The organism is Streptomyces sp. NPDC029151, assembly GCF_055564315.1.
This window is the reverse complement of record NZ_JBVHWQ010000011.1, coordinates 211543-228197: the sequence shown is the minus strand read 5'-3', so window position 1 is coordinate 228197 and position 16655 is coordinate 211543. Positions and strand designations below refer to the sequence as shown.

The 16655-nt window shown below is 70.9% G+C and carries 12 protein-coding genes; 3 read left to right on the top strand and 9 right to left on the bottom strand.

Annotated features, from left to right (window positions below):
- Positions 1-65: 65 nt before the first annotated feature.
- Together ACZ4VF_RS32855 and ACZ4VF_RS32850 are read left to right on the top strand one after the other, a co-directional pair.
- Positions 66-1661, top strand: a complete 1596-nt coding sequence (locus ACZ4VF_RS32855; protein ID WP_467930566.1) for an acyl-CoA carboxylase subunit beta — start codon at positions 66-68, stop codon at positions 1659-1661.
- 56 nt (positions 1662-1717) lie between these two features.
- The gene (locus ACZ4VF_RS32850) at positions 1718-1909 is read left to right on the top strand and encodes an acyl-CoA carboxylase subunit epsilon (protein WP_467930564.1); all 192 of its coding nucleotides are present in this window, start codon (positions 1718-1720) and stop codon (positions 1907-1909) included.
- A gap of 61 nt (positions 1910-1970) precedes the next feature.
- Here ACZ4VF_RS32850 and ACZ4VF_RS32845 read toward each other — a convergent pair whose 3' ends face one another.
- The 9 genes from ACZ4VF_RS32845 to ACZ4VF_RS32805 form a co-directional block, all read right to left on the bottom strand.
- Entirely contained in the window at positions 1971-5063 is a 3093-nt protein-coding gene (locus ACZ4VF_RS32845; RefSeq protein ID WP_467930563.1) for an NACHT domain-containing protein, read from the bottom strand.
- Positions 5064-5174: 111 nt separating this feature from the next.
- Entirely contained in the window at positions 5175-5756 is a 582-nt protein-coding gene (locus ACZ4VF_RS32840) for a GTP-binding protein (protein WP_093769009.1), read from the bottom strand.
- Positions 5737-6306 (bottom strand): DUF742 domain-containing protein, encoded by a 570-nt coding sequence (locus ACZ4VF_RS32835; protein WP_467930562.1) that lies wholly within the window; start codon positions 6304-6306, stop codon positions 5737-5739. Before ACZ4VF_RS32835 ends, ACZ4VF_RS32840 begins: the two co-directional genes overlap by 20 nt.
- Before the next feature lie 94 nt (positions 6307-6400).
- Complete coding sequence (locus ACZ4VF_RS32830) at positions 6401-6814, bottom strand: roadblock/LC7 domain-containing protein (protein ID WP_004983065.1); 414 nt, start codon at positions 6812-6814, stop codon at positions 6401-6403.
- Between the two features lie 10 nt (positions 6815-6824).
- Complete coding sequence (locus ACZ4VF_RS32825) at positions 6825-10043, bottom strand: sensor histidine kinase (RefSeq protein ID WP_467930560.1); 3219 nt, start codon at positions 10041-10043, stop codon at positions 6825-6827.
- Between the two features lie 399 nt (positions 10044-10442).
- A complete protein-coding gene (locus ACZ4VF_RS32820) occupies positions 10443-11018 on the bottom strand; it encodes a GTP-binding protein (RefSeq protein WP_230919148.1) in 576 nt (191 codons plus the stop codon).
- Positions 10999-11397, bottom strand: a complete 399-nt coding sequence (locus tag ACZ4VF_RS32815; RefSeq protein WP_009190816.1) for a DUF742 domain-containing protein — start codon at positions 11395-11397, stop codon at positions 10999-11001. The genes ACZ4VF_RS32820 and ACZ4VF_RS32815 overlap by 20 nt, the downstream gene beginning before the upstream one ends.
- A 111-nt stretch (positions 11398-11508) precedes the next feature.
- Positions 11509-11922, bottom strand: coding sequence for a roadblock/LC7 domain-containing protein (locus ACZ4VF_RS32810; protein ID WP_030346561.1), 414 nt, complete (start codon positions 11920-11922; stop codon positions 11509-11511).
- Positions 11923-11931: 9 nt separating this feature from the next.
- Positions 11932-15783 (bottom strand): sensor histidine kinase, encoded by a 3852-nt coding sequence (locus ACZ4VF_RS32805; RefSeq protein ID WP_467930558.1) that lies wholly within the window; start codon positions 15781-15783, stop codon positions 11932-11934.
- A 569-nt stretch (positions 15784-16352) separates the two neighbouring features.
- Here ACZ4VF_RS32805 and ACZ4VF_RS32800 point away from each other — a divergent pair.
- Positions 16353-16547 (top strand): hypothetical protein, encoded by a 195-nt coding sequence (locus ACZ4VF_RS32800; protein WP_467930556.1) that lies wholly within the window; start codon positions 16353-16355, stop codon positions 16545-16547.
- The last annotated feature ends 108 nt before the right edge of the window (positions 16548-16655 follow it).

Sequence of the window (16655 nt, the reverse complement as noted above, 5' to 3'; positions counted from 1 at the left end):
AACGGGCCGGAGACTGTACAGAGTCGACGGCTCGCTTTTCTTCGGGTCCTTCGTAAGGTCGCTACATGACCGTTTTGGAAGAGACGACGGGTGAGCCGACCGGCGAGCCGACGGACGCGCGCGGACGGGTCGCCGAACTGCACGAGATCCGTGCCCGGGCCGTGGCGGGCCCGAGCGAGAAGGCGACCGAGGCGCAGCACGCCAAGGGCAAGCTGACGGCACGGGAGCGGATCGAGCTGCTCCTCGACCCCGGGTCCTTCCAGGAGGTCGAGCAGCTGCGCCGGCACCGGGCGACCGGCTTCGGCCTGGAGGCCAAGAAGCCGTACACCGACGGTGTCATCACCGGCTGGGGCACGGTGGAGGGCCGTACGGTCTTCGTCTACGCCCACGACTTCCGGATCTTCGGCGGCGCCCTCGGCGAGGCCCACGCCACCAAGATCCACAAGATCATGGACATGGCCATCGCGGCCGGGGCCCCGCTGGTGTCGCTGAACGACGGCGCCGGCGCCCGCATCCAGGAGGGCGTCTCGGCCCTCGCCGGCTACGGCGGCATCTTCCAGCGCAACACCAAGGCCTCGGGTGTCATCCCGCAGATCTCGGTCATGCTCGGCCCGTGCGCGGGCGGCGCGGCCTACAGCCCCGCCCTCACGGACTTCGTCTTCATGGTCCGCGAGACCTCCCAGATGTTCATCACCGGCCCCGACGTGGTCAAGGCCGTGACGGGCGAGGAGATCACCCAGAACGGCCTGGGCGGCGCCGACGTCCACGCGGAGACCTCCGGCGTCTGCCACTTCGCGTACGACGACGAGGAGACCTGCATCGCCGAGGTGCGCTACCTCCTCTCGCTGCTCCCGCAGAACAACCGCGAGAACCCGCCGCGCGTGGAGTCGTCCGACCCGGTCGACCGCCGCTCCGACGTCCTGCTCGACCTGGTCCCGGCCGACGGCAACCGGCCGTACGACATGGCCAAGGTCATCGAGGAGATCGTCGACGACGGCGAGTACCTGGAGGTCCACGAGCGCTGGGCGCGCAACATCATCTGCGCCCTCGCCCGGCTGGACGGCCAGGTGGTCGGCATCATCGCCAACCAGCCGCAGGTCCTCGCCGGTGTGCTGGACATCGAGGCGTCGGAAAAAGCTGCGCGCTTCGTCCAGATGTGTGACGCTTTCAATATCCCGATCGTCACCTTCCTGGACGTCCCCGGGTTCCTCCCGGGCGTCGACCAGGAGCACGGCGGGATCATCCGTCACGGCGCGAAGCTGCTGTACGCCTACTGCAACGCGACCGTGCCGAGGATCTCGCTCATCCTGCGCAAGGCGTACGGAGGTGCCTACATCGTCATGGACTCCCAGTCGATCGGCGCCGACCTCACCTACGCGTGGCCGACGAACGAGATCGCCGTGATGGGCGCGGAGGGCGCGGCCAACGTCATCTTCCGCCGCCAGATCGCCGACGCCGAGGACCCCGAGGCCATGCGGGCCCGCATGGTCAAGGAGTACAAGTCCGAGCTGATGCACCCCTACTACGCGGCCGAGCGGGGCCTGGTCGACGACGTCATCGACCCCGCCGAGACCCGTGAGGTGCTGGTCAAGTCCCTGGCCATGCTGCACACCAAGCACGCCGACCTGCCCTCCCGCAAGCACGGCAACCCCCCGCAGTAACCCCGCGGACCCACCGCGGCAATCCCGCGGACCTCACTCTCACGGAGACTGACACCATGAGCACTCCTGACATCCGCGTCGAGAAGGGCCACGCCGAGCCCGAGGAAGTCGCCGCCATCACGGCCGTCCTCATGGCCCGCGCCGCCGCCCGCCCCGAGCCTTCGGCGACTCACCGGATCCGCGCGAAGGCGGGCTGGCGCCGCCTGGAGCGCGAGCCCGGCTTCCGGGCGCCGCACAGCTGGCACTGAGGTTCAGCGCACATCACCGCGGCCCCGCCGACCCCCTGTGGGTGGCGGAGCCGTGGTGTGTTCAGCGGACGTCGACGCTGACACCGGGGAGGCGCGGTTCAGGGACGGCCCCGTCATCGGTTCTGCAGTCGACCAGCTCCAGCCATTTCAGCCGGGTCATGGCACGCAGGTCGTCGAGCCTGTCGGGCAGAAGACAGCCGTACAGGTGCAGGCCGGTGAGCTGTGGGCAGTCCGATATCAGCCGCCGAGTCAGGTCCCGGACGTCGAAGTTGTAGAACGTCAGGCTGAGCAGCGCCGTCAGCGCGGACAGAGGGCCGGTCTCGGGTAGTCGGCTGTGCCCAGGGCTGAGGAGGTAGAGGTTCTTCACGTTGCCGAACTGGGCCAGGAAGCCGAATTCGGTCTCCTCCGTGACGCCCGAGAAGACCAGATGGACCAGGCGCGGCAGGACGGGGAGACCTCCGATGCCGGCCGGGTCGGGGATCGGCAACTGGACGAGACGCAGCGCGTGCAGATCTCCCAGGGCCTCCGGGTGCCGAAGCGACCCGGCACGGATCAATTGGAGATGTTCCAGCCCGGGGTGCCCTTCCAGCAAGGACAGGTCGGCCGTGCCCCGGACACCCCAGCACGTCAGATGCTGGAGCGGCGGAAGCTCAGTGACGGCGGACAGGTCCTGAAGCTCGAAACGGATGTTCAGCGAGTTCAATGACCTCAGCCGCAGCGCCGCCCGCAGTTGGGCAGAGTGCGTCAAGGCCACCCAGTGCTGGTCCAGTGGCAGTCCGCTCATCACCCGATCGGCGTAAGCGTCCGCGTCGAAATAGTCCCACGCGTCGATGAGAGCGGCGACCACATCGCGTCGTTCGTCCTCCGCGTATCCCTCCAGCAGCCGCAACGCCTCCTCCCCGCCGATCAGCGCCACGGTCCGCACCGTCTGCACCGCCGCCTTCGACGTCAGTTCGCTCAGGGAGCGGGGCAGCCGGCGCAGCAGACTCGAACCGACCATCGCCAGCGCCGGCGGATCCGTCTGCCGGCGCGGTGGCAGCAGTGCGGACACCGCCTCCTCCAGGCGCCCCGCCAAACCGTCGGAGACCTCCGGCACCGTCTCCTGGCAAGCCGCCGCCAGCAACCGCAGCTTCCTGCCGTACCGGGGTTCCTGCCGCGCCCGGTCCAGGATGCCGCCCAGGAGTTCCTCGCGCTGGGGACGGTTCGCGTGGCCCGCCGCCATGATGACGGTCTCGCGCCACAGGTCCAGGTGGGCCCGCTCGACCAGGTTGCCGATGCGGTCCTCCTCCGTTGCCTCCTCGGCGGCCAGGTACTCCTGGAACGTCCGGTGCACGAAGTCCAGGCGGCCCTCGGCGGGGGAGCGCAGGATGCCCGAGCGGTCCCTGAGCTGCTCCAGTACCTTGCCGCCGTCCTGCTCGTCCAGATGGCGCATCCCCGCGAGCCGCTTGCCGACGTGCACGGCCGCCTGCTCCAGCCCGATCTCGCTGCGGTTGTTGTCGGACAGCCGCCACGCCAGGTCCCGCAGCAGCACCAGCTTGTCGTTCAGACTCAGCCGGCCGTCCATCGCGCTCGGCACGTTCCGGTCCGCGTCCCGCTCGTGGACCAGGGTGTGCAGCGCGTTGCGGTACAGCTCCATCCGGTCCCGGGGCAGCCGGCTGCCCCGGTTCAGGTGCATCGCGCACAGCATCGCGGCGAGCAGCGGCGTACCGGCCAGCGACTGCAGGTGCGGGCGGTCCTTGAGGCTCGTCAGCAACGACTGCTCGTAGCGTGGGAGTTCCTCCACCGTGCACGGCAGGTCGTCGTCCAGCTCCCGTACCGCCTGGTGCCACTGCCGTACGAAGGCCGCCAGGTCGGGCGGGGTCATGCGGTCCAGGTGGAGCGCCGTGAAGTCCTCGCGGCGCAGCCAGTCGGCACGAGCGGCGGCGGGACGCGAGGTGACGACCACCCGCACGTCCCCGTAAGCGGTCAGCAGCTTGCGCAGCCACTCCCGCACCCCCCGCCGCTCGCCGTCCAGCAGCTCGTCCACCCCGTCGACCAGCAGCAGCGCCCTGCCGTCGGCGAGCTGTCGTTCCACCCACGCCTTCGGCATGACGCCGGTGATCTGCCCGGCGACCGAGTCCAGCATCGCCTCCGGCCTCGGCAGCTCCCGCCCGCTGTACTCCCGCAGTTTCACGAACACCGGTGTCAGGCCGTTCCAGGCCGCCAGCTCGCCGGTGAACGCGCCGCGTGCCGCCGTGACCGCCAGCCAGCGCAGCAGCGTCGTCTTGCCCGAACCCGCCTCACCGCGCAGCAGCACCCGGGTGGCTCCGCCCAGGGCCGCCTCCACCCGCATCCCCGCGCTCTCGCCCCCGGGCTCCTCCCAGTCGCTCATGTCGGGCCGCAGCATCGGCAGGGAGCGGACCGTGCGGCGCCGGCTCCCGTCGTCACCGGTGGCGCGCAGGCTCACGTACGCCACCGACAGCCGGACCTGCGCCCCCGGCCGGTCCGACGTGCGCCGGAACAGCTCCACCTCGTCCAGGGTCGTACTGACCAGTTCCAGGTACCGGCGCCGGAACCCCGCGTCCCGGTCCGTGCCCTCCGGCGCGAACAGGGAGCGGTCGGGGAGCCGTTCCAGCACCCGGGCGATCTCGGTGCCGAGGGACGTCGTACGCGTCAGCAACTCGGTCAGTGCCCGCTCCTCGAAGACCGGCAGCCCCCGCACGATCCGCACGTAGTACTCGACGCACTCCACGAACAGCCGCTCGTACAGCCTGCCTTCCGCCTCGCCCAGCCCGACCGGCGGCCGTACCGCCCCCGTCACCCGGCGCACGATCTCCGCCGGGTTCACGTCCGCCGCCAGCACCGCCGCGTCCGACAGGTCCGCCGCCGCGAACGTGTCGCACACCGCGTCGATCACGGCCTGCCGGCTGCTCTCCTCCAGCCCCGGGAACTCCCGCTCCAGGAACGGCGCCAGCCGGTCGTACACCGCGTCCGCGATCTCCTCGAACTGCCGCTCCACGCTCCGCTGGAAGCGCAGGCCGGACACGCGCAGGCGCACCAGCCCGGCCATGTCCATCCGGCGTTCCTGCTCCCGCCGCCTGCCCCCGAGCCACGTCTGGGCCGCGGCCTTCGCCACGGTCGTCCCCAGCCGGAATGCCGCCGCCTCGGCCGTCATCGCCCGCCCCCATCGGTCACCCCGTCGATCGCGTCCGGAGCCAGTGTGGCAGCGGGGTACGGCAAAGGGGCCCTCTCCGGCCGGAAAGGGCCCCTCGCGGCAGGCGGGCGGCTAGCGTAGCCGCGCCATCAGCGCGTGCTCCACGAGCGTGATCAGCGCGCTCTTGGCGTCCGCGCGGTGACGGGCGTCCGTCGTGATGATCGGGGTGTCCGGGCCGATCTGCAGCGCCTCGCGCACCTCGTCGGGCGAGTACGGCTGCTGGCCGTCGAAGCCGTTGAGGGCGATGACGAAGGGCAGGCCGCTGTTCTCGAAGTAGTCGACCGCGGGGAAGCAGTCGGCCAGGCGCCGGGTGTCGACCAGGACGATCGCGCCGATGGCGCCGCGCACCAGGTCGTCCCACATGAACCAGAAGCGGTCCTGGCCCGGCGTACCGAAGAGGTAGAGGATCAGGTCCTGGTCGAGGGTGATGCGGCCGAAGTCCATGGCGACGGTGGTCGTCGTCTTGTCCCCGGTGTGGGTGAGGTCGTCGATGCCGGCCGAAGCGGACGTCATGACGGCCTCTGTGCGCAGCGGGTTGATCTCCGAGACGGCGCCGACGAACGTGGTCTTGCCCACGCCGAAGCCGCCCGCCACCACGATCTTCGCGGAGGTGGTGGAGCGGGAAGGACCGCCGCTAGAGCTTGCGAAGTCCACTGAGCACCCTTTCGAGCAGTGTCACGTCTGGCTGGCCACCGGCGTTCTCGTCGCCGCCGGGCTGATGGATGGCGACCAGGCCCGCCTCCGCCAAGTCGGCGACGAGGATCCTGGCCACGCCGAGGGGGATCGTGAGGAGGGCCGAGATCTCGGCCACTGACTTGATCTCCCGGCACAGGTTGCAGATCCGCTGATGCTCGGGCAGCTGGCCCTGCATCTGGTGCGGAGCGGCGGTGGTGTGCACCAGTGCCTCGATGGCGAGCTGGTAGCGCGGGCGGGTCCGGCCGCCGGTCATGGCGTACGGACGCACCAGGGGGTTGTTGGACGCCGCGGCGGGAGCCGGCTCCGGTCGGCGCTGCGGCTGGACCGGCTGGATGCGCGGGGCCGGCGGCTGGTCGTACGGCGAGGGGCCGGGGCCCTGCGGGGCGTACGGCTGCCGGTGGGCGGGGGTGGAGGGGAAGTCGTACCGGTTCGCCGAACCATCGCCCTGACCCTGGGCAGGGCCGTACGACCAGTTGCCCGAAGACGAACCGCCTGGGGGTGTTGCCACTTTCTCCTCCTCCGACTGCGCCGGGCACCCATCCGTGTGGAGCCGCGTCCCGAAACCTTACGGCCCCGGGACGCGAATACGCACCGTACGTTAATTAGTTGAGAAGGCTTCCCTGGAGCTCCGCGCGGAGATCCGGGGTGAGGACCGTGCCCGCGCGGTCCACCAGAAGGGCCATCTCGTACCCGATGAGGCCGATGTCCGCCTCCGGGTGCGCCAGCACCGCGAGCGAGGAGCCGTCGGAGATGGACATGATGAAGAGGAATCCCCGCTCCATCTCCACAACCGTCTGATTCACGCTGCCTCCCTCGAAGATCCGGGAGGCGCCTGCCGTCAGAGACGTCAGACCGGAGGCGACGGCCGCGAGCTGGTCGGCGCGGTCGCGGGGGAAGCCTTCGGACATCGCCAGAAGGAGTCCGTCGGCGGAGACCACCACCGTGTGGGACACCCCCGGGGTGTTGTCCACGAAGTTGGTGATCAACCAGTTCAGGTTCTGTGCCGCCTGGCTCATCGGGCTCACACTAACGCTCCTGGTCGTAGGTGCTGTCAGGACCGAAGCCCTGGCCGTTCGTTTCACTGCCTGCGCTGCGTCCGCGCTGGACGCCCCGGCGCAGGTTGCTCAGCCTGCCCCGGACGTCCTCCGGGGCGCGGGAGACCTGTGGGCCTCCCTGGGGGGTGGTCTCGGCGGCGCCCTCGACCAGGTTGGCCTTGGGGACCCGCCGCGGCAGACCGGAGGCGGTGACCCCGCCTGCCTTGGGCTTCCGGAGCTGCGCGGCCTGCTGCCACCGCTCGTCGTTCGCCGAACGCCAGCCGCTCTCGCCGCTCGCCCCCGGCGCGTTGCCCGGTGCGGGAGCCGGCGCTTCCTGCTGCGCACGCGCCGTGCCGTTCGGGGAACCGGCGCCGTGGGAACCGCTCGCGGGGGACCCGCGGCGGGGCAGCCCGGCGTCGGTCAGCGCGTGTGCGGCGGGAGAGGCCGTTCCCGGACGGTCGAAGCCTACGCCGTTCCGCTCGCTCGCGTCAGTGGCCTGCGGGGATTCCGCTTCCGGAGCGTACTGGGCCGGATAGCCGTTCTGGTAGCCGTCCTGCTGGGGCCAGTCGTCCTGGTAGGACGGCTCCTGGGCAGGCTCCGCATACGCGGACGAGGGCTCCGGGTAGCCGCCGTGGCCGAGGTAGCCGTCGGCCTGCTGCTGCTCGCCGTTCGACGCGTAGTACTGCCCGTCGTACTGCTGCTGTTGCTGCTGCTCGTACGAGGCGTGCTGCTGCTCCTCGTACGCGGGCGCCTCGTACGCCTGCCGGTGCTGCTCCTCGTACTGCTGCCGGGGCCGCTCCTGATACGACGGCGTCTCGTACGACTGCTGGTGCTGCTCCTCGTACGCCTGCTGCTCGCCGGGCTGCTGGCCGTGGGTCTGGGCCTCCAGGGCGGCGCGGCGCTCCTCGCGCATCAGGGAGCGGCCGACGGGGTCCAGGTCACGGGGGTCGTCGGGGACCTCCGTGTACTGGCTGTCGTCGAAGCCGAGTTCGGCGGCGGTGCGCATCGGCTGCACCTGACCGAACTCCTCACCCCGGAACTGCTGCTCCGGAATGATCTGCGAGACGGTGAACTCCTCGCGGTCCAGCGGCATCTCGCCGCCACCGCCGTGCGTGATCGCGTCCGGCAGCATGACCAGGGAGGTCGTACCGGCCTGCTCGCCGGAGGGGCGCAGCTGGACCCGGATGCCGTGCCGGTCGGACAGCCGGCCGACCACGAACAGACCCATGCGCTGGGAGATCGCGGCGTCCACGGTCGGCGGGTTGGCCAGCTTGTGGTTGATGTCCGCGAAGTCCTCGGCGGTCAGGCCGATGCCCTTGTCGTGGATCTCGATCATGACGCGGCCGTCGGGGAGACGGGTCGCGGTGACGCGGACCTTGGTCTGCGGGGAGGAGAACGTGGTGGCGTTCTCCAGCAGCTCGGCCAGCAGGTGCACGAGGTCGGTGACCGCGCGGCCGTGGATCTCGGCCTCCGGGACGCCGGACAGCTCGATGCGCTCGTACTGCTCCACCTCGGAGGAGGCGGCGCGCAGCACGTCGACCAGCGGGACCGGCTGGTCCCAGCGGCGGCCGGGCTCCTCGCCGGCGAGGACCAGGAGGTTCTCGCCGTTGCGGCGCATACGGGTGGCCAGGTGGTCCAGCTTGAAGAGGTTCTCCAGCTGGTCCGGGTCGGCCTCGTTGTTCTCCAGGTCGGTGATCAGGGTCAGCTGGCCCTCGATCAGCGACTGGTTGCGGCGCGACAGGTTGGTGAAGATCGCGTTGATGTTGCCCCGCAGCAGCGCCTGCTCGGAGGCGAGCCGGACCGCCTCGCGGTGGACCTGGTCGAAGGCGCGGGCGACCTCGCCGATCTCGTCCTTCGTGGTGATCGGGATCGGCGCGACCCGGGTGTCGACCCGGCCGGGGTCGGTACGGGACAGCTGGTCGACCAGCATCGGCAGCCGCTGCTCGGCGATGCCGAAGGCGGCGTTGCGCAGCTGGCGCATCGAGCGGCTCATCTGGCGGGCCACCAGCCCGGCCAGGATGAACGCGGCCAGCAGGGCGATCACGACGACCGCACCGGTGATGAACGCCGAGGTCTTGGCGTCGTCGGCGATGCTCGACGCCTCGCTCACCGCCTTGTCGGCCATGTCCGACTCGATCTGGCGGTACGCCTTGTACTTCAGCGTGTTGACCGCCCACCAGTTCTCGGCGGTGAGTCCGTTCGCCGCCAGCTGCTCACGGGTGAGCGCGCTGGTGTCCTTCATGTTGGCGACCAGCGTCACCATCCGGACCGGGTCGGACGGCGGGGGGACGTACTTGGGGTTGCTCGCCTTGGCCTTCGCGGCCATACCGGCGGCGTCCGTCTTGATCTGGGTCTCGGCGTCCGTCAGCTTCTGCGCGTCGGCCTCGGTGCCACCACCGATGTACTCCTCCCGGGCGATGCGCTCCAGGTAGGCGTACGAGCCGAGGGAGGTCCGCTGCGTCGTCAGGTTCGGGTCGTCCGGACCGGGCTTGACCAGCAGGTGGGTGCCGATCGACCGTTCCAGCGAGAGCGCCGCCTTGGTCAGCGAGATGGCGTAGACGGTACGGCCGTAGGAGGTGATGTTGCCGGTGCCCAGACCGAGCTCGTTGGCGAACTCCATCAGGGGGTGGCTGATGTCGACGTAGCCCTCTTCGGTCTGCACGCCGATCCGCTTGGAGGTGTACGCGGTCTGGCGCAGATCGGCCAGGTGCGGCTCCACCTCGTGGAAGAGCTTCAGCCGGCGTTCGAGGCCCGCGTCGGACGGCATGCTCGCCGTCGCCTCCTTGAAGGCGGCGGCGGCCTGGTCCGTGGCCTTGCGGGCGTCCGCAACCGTCTGCTTGCTGGCCGCGTCCTTCTTCTTCAGGAGCAGCGGCGCCGCGGTGACGTCACGCTCGCTCTCCAGCGCGTCGGCGTAGGTGAGGGCGGCGCGCACCAGACGGGCGGTGTTCTCGGCGTCGCGGGCTTCCTGCCAGGTGTCGATCGAGCTCTTCACCTGGAAGCCGCCCATGACGAGACCGACCGCCACGGGTATGAGCAGGATGGCGTTCAGCCGGGTCGGCACCCGCCAGTTCCGCGGGGAGAGACGGCCGCCGCTGGACGCGGGAGTGGCCGCCGGTTCCGCACCGGGAACGGGGGTGGGCGCCGCAGCGCGCGGCGGCGGGGTGAAGTTGCCCCGTGCCGACGGCTCGGGACCGTTCTTGCTTCGCCTCACTCGACCAACAACCTCTCGGCGGTCGGCACCTACGTCGTGCCGCAGTCTCTCAGAGCCCGGTTCGCCATCGACCACCAGTGCGTACGCGGTACGCCCTCAGTACGTCGTCGACCATTGGGCAGTTCAGGCATTCCAGCACGTGGACCAGCGCGATTCCAAACAGCGGAAACCGGCGGAGCGCGCACTTGTAAGGGCCAGATAAAACGGTCATACAGAGCGAGCCCCGCCAAAAGGCGGGGCCTTCGTGCGCGCAGCGGTACCGCGCGACCGCGTCGCGTGGTGGCGTCGGGAGATTCCTCTGCCGAACTGTTATGAACACCGGAGCCGACCGTGTCAAAGGCCACAGTCGGCTCCCGAATCCTTTACGACAACTGCCGTACGACCCGTCGTACTTGGGTGCTACTTCAGCCGCGCCATCAGGGCGTGTTCCACCAGCGTGATCAGCGCGCTCTTGGCGTCCGCGCGGTGGCGGGCGTCCGTCGTGATGATCGGGGTGTCCGGCCCGATCTGCAGCGCCTCGCGCACCTCGTCGGGGGCGTAGGGCTGCTGGCCGTCGAAGCCGTTGAGGGCGATGACGAAGGGCAGGCCGCTGTTCTCGAAGTAGTCGACCGCGGGGAAGCAGTCGGCCAGGCGCCGGGTGTCCACGAGCACCACCGCGCCGATGGCACCGCGCACCAGGTCGTCCCACATGAACCAGAAGCGGTCCTGGCCCGGCGTACCGAAGAGGTAGAGGATCAGGTCCTGGTCGAGGGTGATACGGCCGAAGTCCATGGCCACCGTGGTGGTGGTCTTGTCCCCGGTGTGGGTGAGGTCGTCGATGCCGGCCGAAGCGGACGTCATGACGGCCTCTGTGCGCAGCGGGTTGATCTCCGAGACGGCGCCGACGAACGTGGTCTTGCCCACGCCGAAGCCGCCCGCCACCACGATCTTCGCGGAGGTGGTGGCCCGACCCGCGTCAGAGCTTGCGAAGTCCACTGAGCACCCTTTCGAGCAGCGTCACATCCGGAGCGCCGCCGTTGTTCTCGTCGCCACCCGGCTGGTGGATGGCGACCAGGCCGGCCTCGGCGAGGTCGGCCACCAGGATCCGGGCCACACCGAGCGGCATGGCCAGCAGAGCCGAGACCTCCGCGACCGACTTGACCTCGCGGCACAGGTGGCAGATGCGCTGGTGCTCGGGAAGCAGCCCCATGAGCGCTGCCGGGTCGGCCGTGGTGCTGATCAGCGCCTCGATGGCGAGCTGGTAGCGGGGCCTGGTCCGGCCGCCGGTCATGGCGTAGGGCCTCACCAGCGGCTGGTCGCCCTCGTCCCCGTACGGCTCCGCGTACGGATCATGATGGGCGGTGGGCGGGGTCATGAATCCTCCGGGCGGGACAGCAAGTCGGTCAGTCAAGCCGTCTGACGGGGCCGGTGGGGGGATTGTGGCGGCCGGACGGTGTTTTCGTGAGGTGGGTGGTGCCGGGGGCGGTCAGTGGAGCAGACTGCCCTGGAGTTCGGCGCGCAGGTCCGGGGTGAGTACCGCCCCCGCGCGGTCGACGAGCAGTGCCATCTCGTAGCCGACGAGACCGATGTCCGCATCGGGGTGGGCCAGTACCGCGAGGGACGACCCGTCCGAGATGGACATCAGGAAGAGGAAGCCGCGCTCCATCTCGACGACCGTCTGCGCCACCGTGCCGCCCTCGAAGATCCGGGACGCCCCGGCCGTCAGGGAGGTCAGTCCGGACGCGACGGCCGCCAGCTGGTCGGCGCGGTCCCGCGGGAAACCTTCGGACATCGCCAGCAGAAGGCCGTCGGCGGAGACCACCACGGTGTGGGACACCCCGGGGGTGTTGTCCACGAAATTGGTGATCAACCAGTTCAGGTTCTGTGCCGCCTGGCTCATCGGACTCAACTAACGCTCCTGCTGGTGAGTGGGGCTCGGGAAGCTGCCGGTCTGGCCGCTGCCGGCCTGACGGCCCTGAGCGATGCCCCGACGAAGATTGGTCAGCCGTCCGCGCACGTCGTCAGGCGCACGCGAGACCTGCGGACCGGTTTGGTGCTGCTGCTGCTGGGCGGTGCCGGGCACGAGGTTGGCCCGGGGTACCCGGCGCGGCAGGCCGGAGGTGGTGACCCCGCCCGCCGCGGGCTGCCGGACGCGCTCCGCCTGCCGGACGAGTTCGTCGTTCGGCGAGGTGCGCCAGGAGCCGGTGTTGGCCGGCGCGGACCGCTGCGGAGCGGCCGGCGCGGGCGCCTGCGGCTGCTGTGCCGGCGCGCTCTCCTGCTGCTGACCGTGGAACCAGTTGGTCTCCAGGGTGTCGTACAGCGGGGTACGGCCGTCGCCCGGACCGCTGGCCGGCGGCAGGGCCTCCGGCTGCCTGCGGGCCGGACGCTGCTGCTGCGGCGCCTGCGGGCGCGGGGCGCCGAAGTCGTCGCGGGCGGGCGGCTGCGGACGCTCGAACTGACCGGTGTGACCGGGGTCCTGGCGGCCGGGCAGGGCGTGCTGCCCGGTGGAGCCGTTGTCGTAACCGCCGTTGTACCCGTTGTCGTCGTAGGCCTGCGGGGCCTGCGGGGCCGGGAACTGGCCCGTGTTGTTCCGGTCGCCGTCGTCCTGCCGTCCGGGCACCTGCGTGCCGTACACGTCGTTGCGGACGAAGGAGCCGGTGCCGGTGTCCTGCCGGCCGCCGGGGGCGTCGTAGCCGCCCTGCTGCTGGGCGAGGTCGGGCTGCGCGAACTGGCCGGTCTGCTGGGCGAGGTCGGGCTGCGCGAACTGGCCGGTCTGCTGGGCGAGGTCGGGGCGCGCGAACTGGCCGGTCTGCTGGGCCTCGTCCGGGCGGGCGAACTGGCCCGTGTGCGAGGCGCCGTTCAGCTCGGCGCGCGGGAACTCGCCCGTCGCGGCCGGTCCCTGGGCGTCGATGCGGGGCATCTCCGCGGTCGCGCCCGGGCCCTGCCGGTCGTCCACGCGCGGCATGTGCCCGGTCCGCGCCGGGTCCTGCTCGTCGTGGCCGCGCGGGGTGTCCAGCGAGGCGCGCGACAGCGGGGCCTGGGCGTCGCTCCAGTCCGGGGTGCGGGACTGCGGGTCACCGCCGGGCAGCTCGGCCCGCGGGCCGCCGCGCGGCGGCAGCTGGGGCTGGCGGCCCTGGTCCGCGGAGGCACCGGGTCGCTTGGGACCGCGACCGCGGCCGCGTCCGCCGAAGGCGTCCTGCTGCGGCCCGCCCGGCTGGGCGGCCTGCAGGCCCTGCGGGGCGCCGGGCGCCTGGGCGCCGAAGCCGGCCGGTGCGGGACGGTTCTGCTGGGGGCCGCCGGGGCCGCCCTGCGGGCCGCGCGCTCCGCCCGGTGCACCCGGACGGCCGCCCTGGCCCGTGCCGGGCAGCGCGGCCCGGGGGCCCTGGCCTGAGCCGACCTGGCCGCGCGGGCCCGGACCGGAACCGAGCAGACCGCCGCCGGCCGGCCCGGAACCGAAGCCTCCGCCGTTGGTGCCGTTGGTGCCGTTCTGCCGCCTGGCCGCGGCCGCACCGGCGGCGGCCTGCGCGGCGGCGGGGCCACCGGTGGACATGGGCGCGCCGGGCTTGCCCGGAGCGGGCTTCTTGCCGCCCTGGGCGACGTCGACGGGCAGCATGACCAGCGCGGTCGTACCACCGGAGTCGGACGGGCGGAGCTGGATGCGGATGCCGTGCCGCTGCGACAGACGGCCGACCACGAAGAGGCCCATGCGGCGGGAGACGGAGACGTCCACGGTGGGCGGCGAGGCGAGCCGCTCGTTGATCGCCGCGAGGTCCTCGGGGGAGAGGCCGATACCGGTGTCGTGGATCTCGATCAGCACACGGCCGTCGGGCAGCGCGTGACCGGTGACCTTGACCTTGGTCTGCGGGGAGGAGAACGAGGTCGCGTTCTCCAGCAGCTCGGCGAGCAGGTGGACGAGGTCGTTGACGACCCGGCCGGCGACCTCGGTGGTGGGCACGGCGGCCAGCTCGATGCGCTCGTACTGCTCCACCTCGGACGCGGCGGCACGGAGCACGTCGACCAGCGGGACCGGGCGGGTCCAGCGGCGGCCGGGCTCTTCACCGGCGAGGACGAGGAGGTTCTCACCGTTACGGCGCATACGGGTGGCGAGGTGGTCGAGCTTGAACAGCGAGGACAGCTGGTCCGGGTCGGCCTCGCGGGACTCCAGCTCGGAGATCAGCGACAGCTGGCGCTGGATCAGACCCTGGGAGCGGCGCGAGAGGTTGGTGAACATCGCGTTGACGTTGCCCCGCAGCAGGGCCTGCTCGGCGGCGAGGCGGACCGCCTCGCGGTGCACGTCGTCGAAGGCCGCGGCCACCTGGCCGATCTCGTCCCGGGAGTGCACACCGACCGACTCCACCGAGGTGTCGACGTCCTGCGGGTCCGACTCCGACAGCTGCTTGACCAGCTCGGGCAGACGGTCCTGGGCGACCTTGGTCGCGGTCTCCTGGAGGCGGCGCAGCGAGCGGATCATGGACCGGGCCACGACGAAGGCGCCGACCAGCGACACACCGAGCACGAGGAGGATCAGCGCACCGGAGATGATGGCGTCGCGCTGCGTCTCGCTCTTCAGCTCGCGCGCCTTCTGTTCCATCTCCTCGAGCAGCGTGCGCTCGATCTTCTTCATCTGCTCGATCTTGGTCGAGCTGTCGTCCATCCAGTCCTTGTACGACCGCGCGGGCAGCTGCTGCAGGCCGTCCGGGGAGTCGAAGGAGCGCTTGGCGTAGGTGTCCGCGGTCTGGATCGTCGCGTTGTTCTCGGTGATCGGCTTGAGCAGGTCCTCGGCGTCGTGGTTGGCGTAGATCTTGCGGAAGATCGCCAGCTCGGAGCCTTCGCTCTCGTACGCCGACTGGCCGTAGAGGCGGTCGTTCTCGGAGAGGTCGCCCTTGGTGTCCGTGGTCGCGGGCAGCGCGGCGGCGATCAGCGCGCGCTGCTCCGAGGCGTACTCCTTGGCGGTGGAGAAGGCCGCCAGGGCACGGGTACGGGAGATCATCTCCGGGTTGCTGGACGCCTCGGCCATGTCCTGGGAGAGGCCGATCAGCTGGGTGATGAGCCGGTGGTACGACTCGACCGTCTGGGTCGCGTTGTCCTTCGACGTGTACGCGGACTTGCGGATCTTGGCCAGGTCGTCGAGCTGGTTGGCGAGACCGACCAGCGCGTCGCGGACGCCCTGGAGGTTGCCGTCCTTGCTGGCCGCGTCGATCTGCTCGGAGGCGTCGAGGAAGTTCTCGCGGGCCCGGTCGGTCTTCTCCTGGTAGCCCTTGATCGTGTAGTCGCTGGCCTTCAGGCCGTGCGCCATCGGGCCGGCCGACTGGTCGCGCTCGTCCTGGAGCGCGTGGGCCAGCTCGGTGGCCTGCTTGGTCATGTCCGTCAGCAGCTTCATGTTGTCGAGCTGCTGGATGTCGTCCATGTTCTCGTTGATGCGCAGCGCGCCCAGCGAGGTCGCCGCCACCACGGGCAGCGCGAGCAGCGACACCAGACGGGTGGAGATGCGCCAGTTGCGCAGGGCGAGCCGCGAACCGGTGCTGGCCGGGCCCTGCGAGGGCTTCACCGTCGGGGTGGGGTTGCCCGAGGGAGCCGCGGTCGTGGATGCCGTCGCGCCGGACGCGCCGGGACGGCCGCCGCGCTCACCGCCGTCTCCGGCCGGGGCCTGGCCCGGGTTCTGGGCGTGCTGGGGCGAGGAGCTGACGGCCATGGGGCCAGTCCCGCCGTGCGGCTCCGGCTCCGCCGAAGCGCTGCCATCCCTCTTGAAACGTCCCTGCACTAGCGTCGCAACCTCTGGACCAGGCGCCCCTCCGCGCGAACGGAGGGACACGGTGTCGGCGTCGTGGAGAGCGCCCTGAATACGCCCCCCGTGGTCTGGAGTGACCGGCGCTGGTTCCCCCCTATCTCGCCGCCACTCGGCGCTGCTGCGCCCCCTGCGCGCCGGCTCGATCCTGCGGCGGTCCGTGGAATTCCAGCACAGTGCAGGATCTCCAACAAGGGCAGTGCGCCGAGCTGTGACCTCCGTGACGGCGCGTGAGGGGTGGATTACCGGCCGTCTAACCGGTTCCGGGGCATAACGGGCACATCCCTGCGAGTCGTCGCTCGGTGCCCCGTGTCCCAGTCGCCATGATCAGGAGCGGAATGGTGGCTTCAGGGGGTCAATGTCCGTTTCTTCGACGCTGGTTGTCGGCCGGAATTGACCGGTTTGCCCGTGAGTTCGTGAGCAAACTCACATGCTTCCCGTGCGGAGTTGGCGACTTGGCCGGGGAACCGGATGTTTAGCCTGACGCTTTACAGAACGTATGACTCTGCCAACCCGCTCAGTTCAGAGGGCACAGGACGACAACGGTGAAGACGACGATGATGTTCCGCAAGATAGCCAACCCGCGACGCACGACCCTGGCGCACCTGAAGGACGCCGGCGAGCTGCACACGCCCGAGCTGCCGGAGCACTCCGTCGACCTCCCCGCCCAGACGGCCAACCCCCGCCGCACCGTCCTCATGGACGCCCCGGCCGGCGTGGGTGCCGCGGCGGGCGAGTGACCGACGCGCGAAGCGGGCGCGGGGGGGGGGGGGGGGGGGGGGGGGGGGGGGGGGGGGGGATGGGGGGGGGGGTGGTGGTCTGGGGGTTGTTGTTGATCGCCCTGTTTT

Bases quoted from the DNA above. Each gene is read 5' to 3' on its own strand.
- ACZ4VF_RS32815 (WP_009190816.1), bottom strand. From the start codon at position 11,397: ATGACCCCGCCCACCGCCCATCATGATCCGTACGCGGAGCCGTACGGG.
- ACZ4VF_RS32830 (WP_004983065.1), bottom strand. From the start codon at position 6,814: ATGAGCCAGGCGGCACAGAACCTGAACTGGTTGATCACCAACTTCGTG.
- ACZ4VF_RS32855 (WP_467930566.1), top strand. From the start codon at position 66: ATGACCGTTTTGGAAGAGACGACGGGTGAGCCGACCGGCGAGCCGACG.
- ACZ4VF_RS32845 (WP_467930563.1), bottom strand. From the start codon at position 5,063: ATGACGGCCGAGGCGGCGGCATTCCGGCTGGGGACGACCGTGGCGAAG.
- ACZ4VF_RS32850 (WP_467930564.1), top strand. From the start codon at position 1,718: ATGAGCACTCCTGACATCCGCGTCGAGAAGGGCCACGCCGAGCCCGAG.
- ACZ4VF_RS32810 (WP_030346561.1), bottom strand. From the start codon at position 11,922: ATGAGCCAGGCGGCACAGAACCTGAACTGGTTGATCACCAATTTCGTG.